At 32.0% G+C, this 17802-nt stretch carries 18 protein-coding genes; 8 read left to right on the top strand and 10 right to left on the bottom strand.

Annotated features, from left to right (window positions below):
• Positions 1-22: 22 nt before the first annotated feature.
• Entirely contained in the window at positions 23-358 is a 336-nt protein-coding gene (locus FN795_RS04995; protein WP_142449641.1) for a hypothetical protein, read from the bottom strand.
• 197 nt (positions 359-555) lie between these two features.
• A complete protein-coding gene (locus FN795_RS04990) occupies positions 556-2109 on the bottom strand; it encodes a L,D-transpeptidase family protein (protein WP_142449640.1) in 1554 nt (517 codons plus the stop codon).
• 299 nt (positions 2110-2408) lie between these two features.
• Between FN795_RS04990 and FN795_RS04985 the strand changes: the two genes are divergently transcribed.
• The 4 genes from FN795_RS04985 (at position 2409) to FN795_RS04970 (ending at position 8320) form a co-directional block, all read left to right on the top strand.
• Entirely contained in the window at positions 2409-5849 is a 3441-nt protein-coding gene (locus FN795_RS04985; RefSeq protein WP_142449639.1) for a methylmalonyl-CoA mutase family protein, read from the top strand.
• Positions 5850-6030: 181 nt separating this feature from the next.
• On the top strand, positions 6031-6411 hold the full coding sequence (locus FN795_RS04980; RefSeq protein WP_142449638.1) for a hypothetical protein: 381 nt from the start codon (positions 6031-6033) through the stop codon (positions 6409-6411).
• Between the two features lie 66 nt (positions 6412-6477).
• Positions 6478-6972: a carboxypeptidase-like regulatory domain-containing protein gene (locus FN795_RS04975; RefSeq protein WP_142449637.1), complete on the top strand. Its 495-nt coding sequence runs from the start codon at positions 6478-6480 to the stop codon at positions 6970-6972.
• Between the two features lie 145 nt (positions 6973-7117).
• Entirely contained in the window at positions 7118-8320 is a 1203-nt protein-coding gene (locus tag FN795_RS04970; RefSeq protein ID WP_142449636.1) for a hypothetical protein, read from the top strand.
• A gap of 59 nt (positions 8321-8379) precedes the next feature.
• Here the strand turns inward: FN795_RS04970 and FN795_RS04965 are convergent, their stop codons facing one another.
• Both FN795_RS04965 and FN795_RS21605 read right to left on the bottom strand, forming a co-directional pair.
• Entirely contained in the window at positions 8380-8763 is a 384-nt protein-coding gene (locus FN795_RS04965) for a flagellar motor protein MotB (protein ID WP_142449635.1), read from the bottom strand.
• Between the two features lie 5 nt (positions 8764-8768).
• Positions 8769-8897, bottom strand: coding sequence for a hypothetical protein (locus FN795_RS21605; protein ID WP_262711381.1), 129 nt, complete (start codon positions 8895-8897; stop codon positions 8769-8771).
• Positions 8898-9036: 139 nt separating this feature from the next.
• On the opposite strand from FN795_RS21605, the gene FN795_RS04960 reads away from it, so the two are divergent.
• Positions 9037-9486 (top strand): hypothetical protein, encoded by a 450-nt coding sequence (locus FN795_RS04960; protein WP_142449634.1) that lies wholly within the window; start codon positions 9037-9039, stop codon positions 9484-9486.
• A 54-nt stretch (positions 9487-9540) separates the two neighbouring features.
• Here the strand turns inward: FN795_RS04960 and FN795_RS04955 are convergent, their stop codons facing one another.
• From FN795_RS04955 to FN795_RS04940, 4 genes are all read right to left on the bottom strand, one after another.
• Positions 9541-9927 carry a secretion protein gene (locus tag FN795_RS04955; RefSeq protein ID WP_142449633.1) on the bottom strand — a complete coding sequence of 129 codons (387 nt, stop codon included), beginning with the start codon at positions 9925-9927 and terminating at the stop codon, positions 9541-9543.
• A gap of 374 nt (positions 9928-10301) precedes the next feature.
• Positions 10302-10709: a DUF3244 domain-containing protein gene (locus FN795_RS04950; protein WP_142449632.1), complete on the bottom strand. Its 408-nt coding sequence runs from the start codon at positions 10707-10709 to the stop codon at positions 10302-10304.
• A gap of 368 nt (positions 10710-11077) precedes the next feature.
• Entirely contained in the window at positions 11078-11479 is a 402-nt protein-coding gene (locus FN795_RS04945; protein ID WP_035648955.1) for a T9SS type A sorting domain-containing protein, read from the bottom strand.
• Between the two features lie 461 nt (positions 11480-11940).
• A complete protein-coding gene (locus FN795_RS04940; RefSeq protein WP_142449631.1) occupies positions 11941-12342 on the bottom strand; it encodes a T9SS type A sorting domain-containing protein in 402 nt (133 codons plus the stop codon).
• 450 nt (positions 12343-12792) lie between these two features.
• On the opposite strand from FN795_RS04940, the gene FN795_RS04935 reads away from it, so the two are divergent.
• From FN795_RS04935 to FN795_RS04925, 3 genes are all read left to right on the top strand, one after another.
• On the top strand, positions 12793-13665 hold the full coding sequence (locus FN795_RS04935) for an AraC family transcriptional regulator (protein ID WP_142449630.1): 873 nt from the start codon (positions 12793-12795) through the stop codon (positions 13663-13665).
• A 184-nt stretch (positions 13666-13849) separates the two neighbouring features.
• Positions 13850-14719 carry an alpha/beta hydrolase gene (locus FN795_RS04930; RefSeq protein WP_142449629.1) on the top strand — a complete coding sequence of 290 codons (870 nt, stop codon included), beginning with the start codon at positions 13850-13852 and terminating at the stop codon, positions 14717-14719.
• A gap of 85 nt (positions 14720-14804) precedes the next feature.
• Entirely contained in the window at positions 14805-15317 is a 513-nt protein-coding gene (locus FN795_RS04925) for a hypothetical protein (protein WP_142449628.1), read from the top strand.
• Positions 15318-15387: 70 nt separating this feature from the next.
• Here the strand turns inward: FN795_RS04925 and FN795_RS04920 are convergent, their stop codons facing one another.
• Both FN795_RS04920 and FN795_RS04915 read right to left on the bottom strand, forming a co-directional pair.
• Positions 15388-16362: a TerC family protein gene (locus FN795_RS04920; RefSeq protein ID WP_142449627.1), complete on the bottom strand. Its 975-nt coding sequence runs from the start codon at positions 16360-16362 to the stop codon at positions 15388-15390.
• A gap of 285 nt (positions 16363-16647) precedes the next feature.
• Complete coding sequence (locus tag FN795_RS04915) at positions 16648-17664, bottom strand: glutamine synthetase beta-grasp domain-containing protein (protein WP_035648945.1); 1017 nt, start codon at positions 17662-17664, stop codon at positions 16648-16650.
• Positions 17665-17802: the final 138 nt, after the last annotated feature.

Raw genomic sequence — 17802 nt, 5'->3', positions numbered from 1 at the left:
AAGACCATAAAAAATATTTCATTTATAGCTCTTGTAAGCTATTCAAATCGTATAAAGAATATAAATTGGTATTATAAATGGGAGTAATTGTTTTTGCATCTCTGTTACCAATTGCTAAATAAAATAAAGATTTAGATACTTGAAATGGTCTTGTAGGAAATGAATTCCATCCTCGTAATAAATTTTTTATAAAATGTTTTAGTGCGTACTTGAATATTTTTTCCCCGGGATGTAAAAAGTAAATCGTTGAACTTTTGTGTTTATTAATTGTATTGGGAAACGTAATAAATCTTCCGCCTTGTTGAATTAATCTATTGATTTCAAAAAGAGTTAATCCTTCTATATTCTCTGTTTTCATTCTAAATTGATTTTAACAAATTAATACTAGTGGTATATTATTTGGCAAAGTTCAAATTTTAGTAAAACTTTTTTGTGTCGTAAGAGGTTTAAAATCATTAAAATAGGTTTTTTTTACCGCTTGGAATAAATCAAAAAAAAGAGAATTTATCATCAAGGTTGATAAATTCTCTTTGAAAATATAAGTTTAATATATTGTTAATTTGAAACTACACTTTGAGAAACTGATTCTTGATCTCTTTCATAAACGTCCTGAAAGAATCCAATTTCGCCATTTTCGTTTACTAATGAAGTAAAATAAGTAATGTAAATAGGAACTTTTTTAGCTAGTTTAAAACTTTTTTCTGTTTTGCCGGCCATCGCGCTATCAATTTTTTCCTGAGTCCATTCAGGATAATCTTTCAGCATTGCAGCAGCTAATTCTTTTGCCATTTTTACATTGATACAACCGTGGCTAAAAGTTCTTTTTTCAAAATCGAATAAAGTTTTTGCTGGTGTATCGTGCATGTAAATGTCATCTGGATTTGGAAACATAAATTTTACTAAACCTAAAGAGTTTTCTGGCCCTGGTTTTTGTCGCACTTGGCCGTTTACAATTTCCATATTTTTTTCTGCTAAATAATTTGGGTCTGCAGCAATTTTAGATTTCAATTCGTTTTCTACAATACTTTGTGGTACTGTCCAGTATGGGCTAAAAACAATTCGGTCAATTTCACCATTAAAAATGGTTGTTTTGGTCAAAGGTGCCCCTACAAATACACTCGATTTCAACTGAACTTTTCCGTTTTTAACATAAATTAATTCAAACGAAGGAACGTTTACCAAAACATATTCGTCTTTTCCGGCAATTTCAGCTGCAATCGTACGACATCTTTCCATGTTAAGTTGTAAAGTTTTAACCTTATCTGAGATTGGAACATTCATTTCTTTAATATGTTCTTCGGCAAGGATATAATTAGGTTTAAAACCATTACGAACTTTGTATTTCATTACAGCATCCATTAGTTCACGATCATAAACATTGCTTTTTGAATCCTGTTTTAAATCGCCTAATAAATATAAACGAGTTCTAACTTGGGCAATTGTGTTTGAAACAGCATCCGGACGTAAGTCTTTGTATGGAGTTTCGGTTACAATTGGTTGCCATTTACTAGATTTTTCTAATTTTTTGTATTTTTTTAGAACGTCTTGTAATTTATAGTATTGGTCAAATTCAACTTTTTCATTTGTTGAAACTGTTGTTGTTTCTTCAATTGTGCTGTAATTCATAAAATCTTTAAGCATAGCATCATAAGAAACTTTTTTACTAGAATCTGAAGTACTTTTTTTAGCATACACTATATATAAAGAACTTAGAAGTATATCAGCATCTGTTTTTGAAAGATTTGTTGTTGCTGAAGAATCAAAAAGCTGATCTATTTCTTTTTGATAAGGAATTACCAAATCGTTTGTTTTTTTTGCTTTTTGGTACAAAGCAGATGCAAATTCATTTATTTGATCTTCATCATACCAAATAGTTCCTAAAGATCTGTTTTTGTACAATGACATCACATCAGATTTATATTTTTTCAAATCAGAGTATCTTTTAAAGAAGTCGTTTGAAATTTCATTTTGGTCATCATTTGGGGTTGTATTAATGATGGCAGCGTTTGGAGTTTTTGTATATAAAAAATTTGTGTTTTCAATTTTACTATAAGATGATACAAAAAAACTCAAACCTAAAATTACGGTGAATGAATATAGTGTTTTCATTTTTTTAAATTTTTACGTTATTACTTTTTATTTTGCTAAGTTTTTGGTAAAAATTTGGGGCTTTTCTACACTGCTAAATTACTATGAGAGAGCTTGAAACACGTTTTTAGATTTTGTTTAAATGTTGCGAAATTGCCATGTCTTTAAGCTTTCTTTAACTTATATCAATTCATCTTCAAAATTGTTACCCCAGAAATCAAAAAAACATTTTTCTTTTTTTTGTTAACATAAAGCTATTCTAGTAATCAAATATTAAAATAATTTGTACATTGGTCGCTTAAAATTATCATATTCATAAAATGGAACCACAAATACCATATATTCCTAAAAATAAAGTAAGAATTGTCACAGCAGCTTCGCTTTTTGACGGACATGATGCCGCAATCAATATTATGCGTAGAATCATACAGTCAACCGGAGTTGAGGTAATACATTTAGGTCACGACCGAAGTGTAGAAGAAGTTGTAAATACCGCCATTCAGGAAGATGCAAATGCGATTGCAATGACATCATATCAAGGAGGGCACAATGAATACTTTAAATATATGTATGATTTGCTTCGCGAAAAAGGAGCAGGACATATCAAGATTTTTGGAGGCGGAGGCGGAGTAATTCTTCCAAGCGAAATCTCAGAATTGCACGAATATGGTATCACAAGAATTTATTCTCCAGACGACGGTCGTTCTTTAGGCCTTCAAGGAATGATTAATGATTTAGTACAACGTGCTGATTTTCCTATTGGAGATAAATTAAATGGAGAAATCGATCATATCGAAAATAAAGTTCCAACCGCAATTGCACGTTTAATTTCGGCTGCAGAAAATTTCCCTGAAATTGCAAAACCAGTTTTCGATAAAATTCACGAAAGCAATACTAGTTCTAAAATTCCGGTTTTAGGAATTACAGGAACGGGTGGAGCAGGAAAATCTTCTTTGGTAGATGAATTAGTTCGCCGATTTTTAATTGATTTCCCAGAAAAAACAATCGGATTGATTTCTGTCGATCCTTCTAAGAGAAAAACCGGAGGAGCACTTTTAGGAGACAGAATTCGTATGAATGCTATTAATAATCCTCGCGTATATATGCGTTCGCTGGCGACACGTCAGTCGAATTTGGCTTTATCTAAATATGTAGCCGAAGCGATTCAGGTTTTAAAAGCAGCAAAATACGATTTGATTATTTTAGAAACTTCTGGAATTGGACAGTCTGATACAGAAATTATGGATCATTCTGATGTATCCTTATATGTAATGACACCAGAATTTGGAGCGGCAACACAATTGGAAAAAATCGACATGCTTGATTTTGCTGATTTAGTAGCTTTAAATAAATTTGATAAAAGAGGCGCGCTTGATGCTTTGCGCGATGTGAAAAAACAATATCAAAGAAACCATAATCTTTGGGATAAAAATCCTGATGAAATGCCAGTTTTCGGAACAATTGCTTCGCAGTTTAACGATCCGGGAATGAACACGCTTTACAAAGCGATTATGGATAAAGTGGTTGAAAAAAGGGCTTCAGATTTGAAATCGACTTTTGAAATCACAAAAGAAATGAGCGAGAAAATCTTCGTGATTCCGCCACACAGAACACGTTATTTATCTGAAATTGCAGAGAATAACAGAAGTTATGATGAAACAGCGCTTTCACAACAAAAAGTAGCGCAGAAATTATACGGAATTTTCAAAACCATTGAATCGGTTTCTGGAAAAGTTCCTCAAATTAATAAAGCAGGAATCGATGATGCTACAGTTTTGCCAAGTGGAATTGAAGAACACGACGAAAACAGAATCTTTTTAAATCTTTTACTAAATCAATTTGATAAAGTAAAAATGGATTTAGATCCGTACAATTGGGAAATTATCCTGAATTGGGATGAAAAAGTAGCCAAATACAAAAATCCAGTTTACTCGTTTAAAGTTCGTGATAAAGAAATCAAGATTGCAACGCATTCTGAAAGTTTATCACATTTACAAATCCCAAAAATTGCTTTGCCTAAATATGAAGGTTGGGGTGATATTTTGCGTTGGAATTTACAGGAAAACGTTCCTGGAGAATTTCCTTTTGCTTCAGGATTATATCCGTTTAAACGTGAAGGTGAAGATCCGTCAAGAATGTTTGCGGGCGAGGGCGGACCAGAAAGAACCAACAAACGTTTTCATTATGTAAGCGCGGGAATGCCTGCAAAACGTCTTTCGACTGCTTTTGACAGTGTAACTTTATACGGAAACGATCCAGATTTGCGTCCGGACATTTATGGAAAAATCGGAAATGCGGGAGTTTCAATTTGCTGTTTAGATGATGCTAAAAAACTGTATTCAGGTTTTGATTTGGTTCATGCATTGACTTCGGTAAGTATGACGATTAATGGACCTGCGCCGATGCTTTTAGGTTTCTTTATGAATGCGGCAATCGATCAGCAATGTGAGATTTACATTAAAGCAAATGATTTAGAAAAAGAAGTTGAAGCAAAAATCAATAAACTATACAAAGAAAAAGGAATCGAAAGACCGAAATACCAAGGCGATTTGCCAGCAGGAAACAACGGTTTAGGATTAATGCTTTTAGGCGTTACGGGCGATGAAGTTTTGCCTTTAGAATTTTATAATGAAATAAAAATCAAAACATTATCACAAGTTCGTGGAACGGTTCAGGCTGATATTTTAAAAGAAGATCAGGCACAAAATACTTGTATTTTCTCAACGGAATTTGCTTTGCGATTAATGGGTGACGTTCAGGAATATTTTATTACTAAAAACGTTCGTAATTTCTATTCGGTTTCGATTTCAGGATATCATATTGCTGAGGCGGGAGCGAACCCAATTACGCAATTGGCATTTACGCTTTCAAATGGTTTCACTTACGTGGAATATTATTTGAGCCGAGGCATGAACATTAACGACTTTGGACCAAATTTATCGTTTTTCTTCTCGAACGGAGTAGACCCAGAATATTCAGTAATTGGTCGTGTGGCGCGTAAAATTTGGGCAAAAGCCATGAAAAACAAATATGGAGCCAACGAAAGAGCACAAATGTTGAAATATCATATTCAAACTTCGGGACGTTCATTACACGCGCAAGAAATTGATTTCAACGATATCAGAACGACTTTACAAGCATTGTATGCTATTTATGATAACTGTAATTCATTGCACACAAATGCTTACGATGAAGCGATTACAACGCCAACAGAAGAATCTGTACGTCGTGCAATGGCAATTCAGCTGATTATTAATAAAGAATTAGGTTTAGCGAAAAACGAAAACCCAATTCAAGGTTCATTCATCATCGAAGAATTAACCGATTTAGTTGAAGCTGCAGTTCTTCAAGAATTCGATAGAATTACAGAAAGAGGAGGAGTTCTTGGTGCAATGGAAACAATGTACCAACGTTCTAAAATTCAGGAAGAAAGTTTGTATTACGAAACTTTAAAACATAATGGCGATTTCCCAATTGTGGGTGTAAATACTTTCTTGAGTTCAAAAGGTTCGCCAACTGTAATTCCGGCTGAGGTTATACGTGCAACAGAAGAAGAAAAACAATATCAAATTACGATGTTGGATAATCTTCATAATTTCCACGAAGCAAAAGTAAACGAACATTTAAATACGTTACAACAAGCCGCTATTAAAAACGAAAACTTATTCGACCATTTAATGGAAGCTACAAAGGTTTGTTCTTTAGGGCAGATTACTTCGGCGTTGTTTGAGGTTGGTGGACAGTATAGAAGGAATATGTAGTTTTTTTTATTTTTATAGATTTAAGGAAACCTCTCAGATTTTGGGAGGTTTTTTTTGTCTAATTTTCTGAAAGATGCTTTTATACTACTTTTAAATTATAAATAATTTACTATTAAAAAATATCTTATTTTGATATTTTTTAGCCTTACAATGTTAAGGATTTGATTTTTAGAGTCAAAATTTGGTTTTTGAAGCTATACACGCTTATTTAATAACTTTTTATATTCGTAATGAACCAGGTTTTCAAGCTGAAGATCCGGTGTTATTTGATAAGTATCTAGATGCAAAATTATGGAATTCGACTCATCATGATGAAATTGCACAAAGTCTTAGGCAATCAATTGCTAATGCTTTAGAAAGTTATGGGATAAGTAAAGGATATAATTTAAATAAACAATTCTATGAAGATATGGCTTGGGGTGGTCTTGAAAATACAGAGGCGTTTAAAAAGTTATCTTTAACAGATCAAAGAAGAATATCAAGCACATTAGGTATCGAATTAAGTGGTGAAGATTTCTTAGGGAATAAAAAGCCTCAAAAAGGAAAAAAAACAGGTTGTTAATTATCTTCATTAAAGAATAATGAATATTTATAATTTATTATTAAATTACTGATAAATATTATCGTTATGAAAAAATATAAATTAATAATACTTACTTGCTTGTTTATTTTAGAAGGATGTTCCTCCTTTAAAAAAAAATTACCAACTAATAACAAAGGGAGATATACAGTAACGTTAGGTAAGTATAAATCAAAAAGTGAAAACCAGACTCTTACTCTTGGAGGACAAGTTTTTGATGTAGTGACTATTCGCGGGCATGTTTTTGATGTAAAAACAGGGAAACCATTAAGTAATGCAACAGTGATCGAAGGTTGTTTTAAATTTCAAACGACATCCGAAGGAGAATACTCATTTAAAACCAGAGACCTGAAAGATAACTCTTTTTATATGGAAGCTATTATTTATCCTTATCGGCCGGTTGATACGGATATTATCAATATCTATAATAGGAAAGAAATAATAATTGATTTTTACTTAGCTATGGATGACAGACCAATGTTTGATTGTGCTACTGGCTGGTCACATGATCAAATGCAGAAAGAACTCAATAACTTAAAATAGTTTTTTTAAAGAAAAAGCCCCTGCTAGCGCGAGCTTCTCGCTCATGAACGCAAAGTAATACACGAGCGAGACGCTCGCGTCAGCAAATGAATTTTAGTATTAAGAAAACCTTTCAGAAACGAAAGGTTTTTTTAATTTTAGTCTCATGAAAAACACTATCTATTATATTCTTTTTCTTTTTGTTACGATTTTTGGATATAGCCAAAACAAGCAATTATTAAAAACAGGAGTTATTATCGATTCGGTGAAAATCGCAACAGCTCCAACAGAATCGTATGCCATATATTTCCCTAAAAAATATGATTGTAAAACGCCAATGGCATTGGTTTTTATTTTTGATCCGGCTGCAAGAGGCAAAAAAGGAATAGAACCCTTTATTCTGGCTGCAGAAACGTATAATTATATTTTGGTTTGTTCAAATACCTTGAAAAATGGATTAGTCCAAAATAATATTACCATTGCCAATAGATTATTTGACGATGTTTTGCAAACATATGCTATTGATGCTTCACAACTTTATATATCAGGTTTTTCGGGAGGCGCAAGATTAGCTAGTCTTTTTGGGATTTCTACAGGTGCTTTTCAGGGCGTTATTGCTTGTGGCGCTTCTTTTAATGGCATGGATAAGTTTATAACTCCGTCAAATAATTTCTCCTATGTTGGTATGGTTGGAGATCGTGATATGAATTATCAGGAAATGATTGAAAATAGAGAATGGCTCGATAAAACAAAGATTGTAAATACACTTTTTGTTGCTCATGTGGGGCACGCTTGGCCTAAACCATCTGAAATGCTTCGCGCATTTGACTGGTTGGAAATTCAGGCGTATAGAAAAAATATAAGACCGAAGAACGATTCGATTATTAAAAGAATTTATGATGCCAATTTACGAATAGCCGATAGTCTAAAGACGAATAAAGAAATGGTACTTTCTGTAAATGCCTATGAAAAAGGGATCACTTCTTTTAATACCAATGAAGATAATTTTCTAAGAGCCGAGATTGCCGAAATCAAAAAATCCAAAGAGTATAAAGATGAAATAACCAAAATGAAAGAGATAAAAGTTTTGGAAAATAAAATAATGGATAAACTTTCGCTTCGCTTTGATCAGGAATTAAAATGGGCAAAAAGTACTTCTAATTTAAAGTTTTGGAAATCTGAAATTGAGGATTTGAGTATTATGAAATCAGATGACAAAAATCTTTTAGCGAAGAATATGGCGTTTAGAATATTAAATTGGTTTCAGATTATGGTTTATGAAACGGGACAGGAATATAAAAGAAACCAAGAAAATGACAAGTTTGCCTATTGTCAGGAATTGTATAAAATTATTAAGGAAACAAATTAAATAAAAAACCTCTCATTGCTGAGAGGCTTTTTTATGTTTTCTGAAAATTAGGATAATGCCTAAACTTTCTTTTTGATAACTTTAGATTTTCGCTTCAGCTTTTCAATAATAGCATCGGCTTTTTCGTTTTGGCAAATAAATCTTAGCGATTCTGCGTAGCGATAATAATAAACAGGTTCTAAGTCAGAGGTCATGGCAAATAATTTATCATACCAATCGGCGGCCTTTTCTAGTTTATCATGTTGATAGGAGGAATCTCCCAATTTCTGGAATAAGTCTACAGATTTGTAGCCCTTTGCAGCGATTTTTTCGTAGGTTTTTATGACATCAACATAAGCATATTTGTCGCTTACTTTGTCGGTTATATATACGGCTTCATTTTGAGCAGCGGCACGAAATGAAAAAACAATCAATACTACTAAAACAATAAGTTTCTGTTGCATAAGTATTAGTTTAAAAGATTGGTTTTGGTAGTCATTTTCATCAGCAATATTTTCATTTGTGTATTCTCAATTCGTTTTGCAAATATATCTAAATCAGCAATATAGCTTGTAATTGAGCCGATTTTTTTTCCCATTTGTCGATTTTTTATGACGGAAGTAAGAAATAATTTATGTTTTTGACTATAGAATTTTTTTGCGCTATAAACGTTTATACTTAATTTTAAGTGTATCTAAAATATATCGACTAACTTTATGATTATCAAATTGATAATTATGATGACAATTCAGCATTATTTGGATACAATACATAATCGGAATCTGGAAAATGATTCAATAAAAGATTTTGATTCTGTTCATTTGGAATATCTCATTTCAAAAATTTCTTTGGACGGAAAGAGTCATTTTACGCTTAAAACTCTTTTTCAGAAAGCATCGGATAATGAAATAGTGATCAATACCGAAACGGTCATGACAATTTCAAAATCTTTAAACTTGCTTTTTTCAGATGAAATAGAAAACGGAAATGTTTGTTATGCAGAAAGTAATGAATTGCGATTAGAATACAAGTTAAGTTTCAAACTAATCGATTTGTTAGATTATATAAATGCCTTTGAACGTTCTTCTATTTATAAAGAAACTCAAAAAATCATAATGCCATCAGATCCAGATTTATTTTGGAATTTGGTAAAAATAGGCAAGAGCATTAGAGAAATAGAAAAATAAAAAAAGCAGCTCCTGGAACGAGCTGCTTTTGATTTTGTTGGGGACAAAAAGGGGTTAGCGACGGAAAGAAGGACTTTGATTCACTGTTTCGTCTAACTTTACGGCCTTCACTTTTTTGGCTACAACTTTAATTTCGTGTTTTGCAATTTTGCCATTTTCAGTTACTTCTAGCACATAAGTTCCGGCTGGATGAGCTTCTAAACTTATTGTTTTTGAAACCTCTAATTTGTTTGCAGCAGATTCACCTGTGTAAACTAAATTATGGTTTTCATCATAAATAGAAAAAGAAGAATTTTCAACGGTGTCTAAAGTAAAGCTTACTACTTTTCCGTTTCCGGTAACTATATTCAAAATATAGTCTCCTTTTCCATTAAATGCGTAGGTAAAAATCGAGGTAAATAAAAAGGCGGCGATTAAGCCCATTCTGGTAAATTTTGTCATGTTTTTTTAAATTACTTTTTTAAAGATTAATACTAAATAGTGGCGTAGCAAAACTACAAAAGAAATTTAATTTTATGCAAAAAATAGCCGTTTTCAAACGGTTAAGTTGCTGAATTAAAGATGTTTCTATAATTTTCCTACAGTATATACGAAAAAATGCCTTTTTTGGATTTTTTTTGATGATTTTTTTTAAAAGTGTAGAAATCAGACTTTTAAAATTATTAGGAATTACTTTCCTAAATCGGAAAAATTATAAAATTAAGTTCAGTTTAAAGCAAAAAAAAACAGCTCAATAACCACAAAGAGCTGTTTGTAAAACAATCACGTTTTTACTAACTATCTAACCTTATACTCTTATGAGAAGTATAATTTTTTTAGCGTACTGCTACGCTAGTATTTTTAGCAGTATAACCTGCTTTATAAACTGACGAAACTGCTTTTGTAGATAAAACCGAAGCTTCATCAGTAATTGTAATTTCGTGTCTTACTTTTTTTGTACTGTCTTCAACTTCTAAATAATAAGTTCCTTCTGGAAACTCTTCTAAGCTAAACGTTCTCAAGATTCCGTCTTTGCCCGAAGCATTTTCAGAATAAATCAATTCTCCATTTTTGTCGTAAATAGCCAGATTAGCTTTTTTTACCTGATTTAGAGCAAACGTGATCAGTTTTCCATTTCCTTTTAAAACGTGAACATTCAAATTGTCATTCCCGTCAATTGCAAAAGCATTACTTGTTGCGAAAAGCACTGCACATACTAAACTTAATTTTAAAATCTTTTTCATAATCTTAGTTATTAAATTAATAGTTCTAATTCTCTGATGTAAAATTACTTTCTCAATAGTTAATTCAGCACAACTCTATTTGCCAATTTCTATGCTATATTCTCATTTACGAAACCGTTATAGGTTAAAATTTGAATTATATTTACTGTTTTTGCCAAATAGCCTACTATTTTTCAATGTTTTTCTTAATCCTAAAATAACGATTTCTTAATTAAAAGAGATAATTTTAATAAAAACAGAATTGCTTGGTTCAGAATATAATAGCATAAAAAAAGCAGCCCAATTATATGTAGAGCCGCTTTCATTTAGCTAAATTTTAGCCTGATATTATTCCCAATTTTTTTTTATACCTATATATAAGTATAGGCTTAGCGTACCGCTACGCTAGAATCTTTAGCAAATCCTGCTTTGTAAACAGATGAAACCGCTTTTCTTGATAAAACTGATGCGTCGTCAGTAATAATGATTTCGTGTCTCACTTTTTTCACATTGTCTTCCACTTCTAAATAGTAAGTTCCTTCTGGGAATTCTTCTAAATTAAAAGTTCTTAAAATTCCTTCTTTACCTGAAGCATATTCAGAATAAATAAGTGATCCATCCTTGTCATAAATTGAAACATTTGCTTTTTTAACTTGATTAAGTGCAAACGTGATCAATTTACCATTTGTTTTTAATACATGAAGATTAAAATCTTCATTCCCGCCAATTGCAAAAGCGCTAAATCCTGTGAAAAGCACTGCACCTACTAAACTTAATTTTAAATTTTTCATAGCATTAGTTTTTTAAATTAATAGATCTAATTCTCTGATGCTAAATTACTTACGTTATAATGATTTGTACACAACTCTATTTGCTGATTTATGTGTTATATTCTCATTTACGAAACCGTTATAGGTTAAATTTTGAATTTAATTTAATGATTTTGTTAATTGGGTAATTATTTTTTAAAGTTTTGGTGATTTTGGCTTTACGATTTATTTACAAAAAGGATGTTCAATTTAACCGCAAAGAGCGCAAAGAAAAAACGCAAAGTTCGCGAAGCTTTAAAATAAAACCTTGCGAACTTTGCGTAAAACCTTTGCGAACTTTGCGGTTAAGAAAATCTGCAATTAAATAAAAAGCAAAAAAAAACAGCTCAATAACCACAAAGAGCTGTTTCTAAAACCTGACGGTTTTTAAACTTTACTAACTATCTAACCTCATTTTTATACTGTATTCGAGTATAACTTTTTTAGCGTACTGCTACGCTAGTATTTTTTGCAGCATCTTTGTAAACAGATGAAATTGCTTTTGATGATAAAACTGTAGCATCATCAGTAATTGTAATTTCGTGTCTTACTTTTTTAGTGCTGTCTTCAACTTCTAAATAATAAGTTCCAGCTGGAAATTCTTCTAAACTGAAAGTTCTTAAGATACCATCTTTTCCAGATGCGTTTTCAGAATATAATAAAGAACCTTCTTTATCATATATTGACAAGTTTGCTTTTTTAGTTTGGTTTAAAGCAAACGTGATAAGCTTTCCATTTCCTTTTAATACGTGAAGACCAAATTCTCCATCACCATCAATTGCATATGTATTGAATCCTGATAATAATACTGCAACTACTAAACTTAATTTTAAAATCGTTTTCATATTTCTGTATGTTTAAATTTTTAGTTCATTTTTCTGATGTAAAATTAGTTCAGTAGTTGCTTTTTTAGTACAACTCTATTTTCCGATTTATATGCTATATTCTCATTTACGAAACCGATATAGGTTAAAATTTGAATTATTTTAAGTGTTTTTGTTAATTCGGCTATTATTTTTTAATGTTTTGTAAAAAACGGGGTTTGTTAAAAAGTTCTGGTTTTCTTACAGAAATAACATATTTGTATAAAAAGATGGTTTTAAATATGATATCTAAAAAAAATCTGCAATAAAAAAACGAGACTCTAAAAAAATGGCTATTTTGATATAAAATCAATAGCGTAGTTTAGTGATTTTTTATGAAAAATTCTCAGTTACGAAACCGTTATAGGTTAAAATTTAAATTATTTTAGGTGTTTTTGTTAAATTTGCTATTATTTTTTAAAGATATATATCATGAAAACAGTCGCCCCAGCTCTTGAAGTGATATCAAACTCATACGGAAGTTCTTTTACCTACACCAAACATGCCGAAAAGACCAACAGTAAAGCCCATTTGTGGCATTATCATCCAGAAATTGAGTTGGTTTATATTAATGGAGGTGCGGGAAAAAGACAAATAGGAAGCCATGTTTCCTATTACACAAATGGAGATTTGATATTAATTGGTGCCAATTTGCCACATTGTGGTTTTACAAATGAACAAACGGGAAACAAAAAAGAAACCGTTATTCATATTAAACCGGAATTTTTAGCGAATGATTTTTTTGTTGCTCCCGAAATGAGAAGAGTGCAAAATATTATCAATCAGTCAAAAACAGGAATTGCCTTTAATGGTGAAACCAAAAAACAAATAGGCAAAAAAATCGAAATGATGGAGCACCAGCTTCCTTTTGAGCGCTTGCTGACACTTTTAAGTATTTTAGATGAGTTAGAGTCATCAGATGAATATACGGTTTTAAATGCTGACGGATTTTCGTTGGAATTGCAAAATCAAGACAATGACCGAATGAATTTGATTTTTAATTTCGTAAAAGATCATTTTCAGGAATCAATTGCTATTGACGAGGTTTCGAATCTGGTTAGTATGACGACGCCTTCATTTTGTCGTTATTTCAAGAAGATTTCGAACAAAACATTTACTGAATTTGTAAATGAATATCGTTTAGTACATGCTTCTAAACTTTTGGCCGAAAAGCAAATCAGTATTAATGAAGTTTGTTATGAAAGCGGTTTTAATAATTTCAGTCATTTCAGCAAATCGTTCAAACAATACACAGGAAAAAGTGCCTCGCAATATCGTTTGGAACACAAAATTATAATTAGTTAATGCTTTTTTGCCACTGATTTTGCAGATTGAAATGATTAATCTTAAAAATCATTTAATCTTTGGTTGAAAAAATGCAATTACAATATTTCTCAAATCCGATTGGCAAAAGCTGGTCGGATTTTTCATATAATTTATTTTGAAAAAGGTATATTTACATTCCCTAATCAGAAAAAAATATATCAGAATGAAGAAATTTAAAATGCTGCTGTCTTTGTTTTTGCTTTGCTTGACTACAATGACATATGCGGCAAAAGTAGACACTTTGCAAGTTGCCAGTGCCGCTATGGGAAAAACCTATAAAGCTGCGGTAGTTTTGCCAAACTCTTATGCTAAAAGCAAATCGACTTTCCCGGTTATGTACCTTTTACATGGTGCTTACGGACATTTTAGCGACTGGCTGAAAAATACACCAAACAAAAAATTAGTTCAGACTTTATCGGATCAATATAATATGATTATTGTGATGCCTGAAGGCGAGGTTTTTAGTTTTTATCTGGACAGCCCAGTAAACAAAGAAAGCCAGTTTGAAACCTTTATAACTCAGGAAGTCATTCAGAAAGTAGATAAAACCTACCGAACCATCAGCAATAAAAGTGGAAGAGTAATTACGGGTCTTTCAATGGGGGGGCACGGCGCTTTGTATCTTTCGGCAAAACATCCCGATTTGTTTTGCGCGGCAGGAAGTATGAGCGGAGCTGTTGATATGAGTACGATGCTTAATAGAGATTCGGCTGCTCAGGTTGTCAAATTAATGCAGCCTGTTTTTGGAGATAAAAGCGGAAGTACCGAAATGTATGAACAATACGCCGTTATGAATATGTTGGATAAAATAAAAGCAAACAAACTGCCGTTGATTATAGATTGTGGTGTTGACGATTTCTTAATTGAACCAAACAGAGAATTACACAGAAGATTAGTTTATAACAAAGTAGATCACGATTACACCGAGCGTCCTGGCGCACATACTTGGGATTATTGGGAAAATTCACTGCCATATCATGCATTGTTTTTCAATAAAATATTCCTTAAAAATCAAACTGTTGCAAAAAAATAATTAGAAATTTTATTCCGAAACCCGTTTAACAAAATTTTTGGTTTGGTTTTTGGAATACCTTTATAAACTTTAAAAAACAAATATTATGAAAAAGATACTTACCTTATTTGCCATTGTTGGATTAATTGCATTTTCAAGCTGTGAAGGACCAGAAGGGCCTCCGGGAAAAGACGCTCTAATGCCGCAAGCTTTTGAAATCCAGACTAGTTTTTCTTTTAATTCTACTACCGGTTATATAATTTCTGATTCTTTTGCTAAGTATTTAGGTGGACCTTTGTATCAGGATGAATCTGTATTAGTTTATAGATTAGAAGGAACTAATAGTTCAGGTTCGGATATTTGGCAATTGATCCCTACAGATGTTTACTTTTCTAATGGTGCATCTATCACTTATGATTATAACTTTAGTAAAGAAGGATTTACAATCTTTGTAGGTGGAGATAATATAGCAAACAGGCCAACTTATTTAAATAATCAAGTTTTTAGATTTGTTATTATTCCTGCAGATTTTGGTGCATCATTAAATAAAAGTAGTTATTTAGATGTAATGAAAACTTTAAACTTAAAAGAAAGTCAAATTAAGAATGCTAGTTTTTAATCTTAATCTTAATGATAAAAAAAGGAAATCGTAAGATTTCCTTTTTTTTATGATTATATGTTTTATAAAATTATTTCTCAGTTAAATCTGAATCAGTCAATAATTTTTCTTTTCCAAATTTAAGAGAAACTAAAATTCCCACTAAAAGTGATAAGGCGATAAATCCTAAAGAAGCCCATTCTGGAACGTGAATCCAATCGTGAAGAAGCATTTTTAATCCTACGAAAGCTAAAATGGCAACCAAACTATATTCCAAATAACTGAATTTTGCCAGCATATTTGCTAAGAAGAAATACATAGAACGCAATCCAAGAATAGCAAAAATATTAGAACTGAATACTAAAAACGGATCTGATGTAATCGCTAAAATCGCCGGAACACTATCAACGGCAAACAAAACATCCATCACTTCAATTACAATCAAAGCAACAAATAATGGAGTAGCAGCTTTTTTTCCTTTTTCAGTTAAAATGAAAAATTTCTCATGATCCATGTGAGAAGTTATCGGAATAACTTTTCCTAATAACTTATATATAAAGGAGTCTTTTGGGTGAAAATCTTCGTCTTCGCCAGAAAACAACATTTTTAGAGCAGTAAAAATCAAGAAAGCACCAAACAAATAAGTTGTCCAGGTAAATTGGTTAATCAGCATAACGCCAAAGAAAATCATTAATCCTCGGAAAACAATTGCACCTAGAATCCCCCAAAATAAAACACGATGCTGGTATTTTTGCGGAATTTTGAATGAAGCAAAAATTATCGCAATCACAAAAATATTATCGACACTTAAGGAAAGTTCAATCAAATAACCTGTAATGAATTTCATTGAAGCTACTGCAGGCTGTAATTTGTCAGGATTTGCAATATAATCGGTTGTGTAAAGCCAATAGATTACTCCTGAAAACAAAAAAGAAAGTGTTACCCAAATCAAAGTCCATTTGCTGGCTTCTTTGGTACTGATAATATGAGGAGTTTTGTTGAAGACACCAAGGTCTAAAGCAAGAATAAAAACTACAGCAAGTAAAAAGAGAGACCAGACTATCATAACAATTCTTTTAAATGATTTACAAAGATAAGTTATGAAGTTTAAATTAAAAATTAATTATAAGAAAGGTATTCTTAAAAGTTATGAATTTTAAGTTATGAGTTATGAGTTGACTCGTTAATGATTTTGGAACTTTGTCAAAGTTTAAAACTTTGACAAGAGATTAACACAATCTTGTCATTCCTCGGAATGACAAACTGCATTTTACATCAGAAATGACAAATAAAATAAAAAAAGTGCCAACAATTATGATGGCACTTTTTAGAATTTATTTTAAGCTTTGAATTATAGCGCTGATTTAACAGTTTTGATAATTCTAGCAGCAATTTTGTATGGATCTCCGTTTGAAGCTGGTCTTCTGTCTTCCAACCATCCTTTCCATCCTTTTTGAACAGTCATCAAAGGAATTCTGATAGAACATCCTCTGTCTGAAACTCCATAAGAGAAATCGTGGATAGAAGCAGTTTCGTGTTTACCAGTTAAACGTTGGTCATTGTAAGCTCCGTAAACTGCGATGTGCTCAGCAGTAACAGGACGGAAAGCCTCACAAATTCTTTCGTAAGTTGCCTGATCTCCGCAAGTTCTCAATACATTGTTAGAGAAGTTAGCGTGCATTCCAGAACCATTCCAGTCAGTATCTCCTAGAGGTTTTGGGTGATATTCAATATAGTAACCATATTTCTCAGTCAAACGATCTAATAAGTAACGAGCAACCCAGATTTCATCTCCAGCTTTTTTAGCTCCTTTAGCGAATAATTGGAATTCCCATTGTCCGCAAGCAACCTCTTGGTTGATTCCTTCAAAGTTGATTCCAGCAGCGATACATAAATCAGCATGCTCTTCAACTAATTTTCTTCCGTGTGTGTTTTTTCCACCTACTGAACAGTAGTACATCCCTTGTGGAGCAGGGTATCCTCCAACTGGGAAACCAAGTGGAAGTTGAGTTTTAGTATCCATGATGAAATACTCTTGTTCGAATCCAAACCAAAAATCATCATCTTCATCATCAATTGTAGCTCTTCCGTTAGATGGGTGTGGAGTTCCGTCTGCATACATAACTTCAGACATTACTAACCATCCATTGATACGAGTTGGATCTGGATAAATTGCAACTGGAACTAAAAGACAGTCAGAAGAACCACCTTCAGCTTGTTTAGTTGATGAACCATCAAATGACCAATTTCCAAGTTCTTCTAATGTTCCTTTGAAATTTTCATGCTCTTCAACTTTAGTTTTACTTCTAAGATTTTGAGTTGGCTCGTATCCATCTAACCAAATGTACTCTAACTTAATTTTAGCCATAATAATATAAATTTATTTTTTTTGTTTTTTCGCTGGGTCAAATATAGATTTATTTTTTTACTCCTAAAAATTAGGGGGCTATTTTGTTTTGCGGAGTATAATTTTTTAGAGAAGCGTAATTTTCGTAGGGGTATATTT

The organism is Flavobacterium resistens (genome assembly GCF_900182645.1).
In the GTDB taxonomy this organism is placed as follows: domain Bacteria; phylum Bacteroidota; class Bacteroidia; order Flavobacteriales; family Flavobacteriaceae; genus Flavobacterium; species Flavobacterium resistens.
The sequence above is the reverse complement of the archived record's forward strand: the minus strand, read 5'-3'. Positions and strand labels throughout refer to the sequence as shown.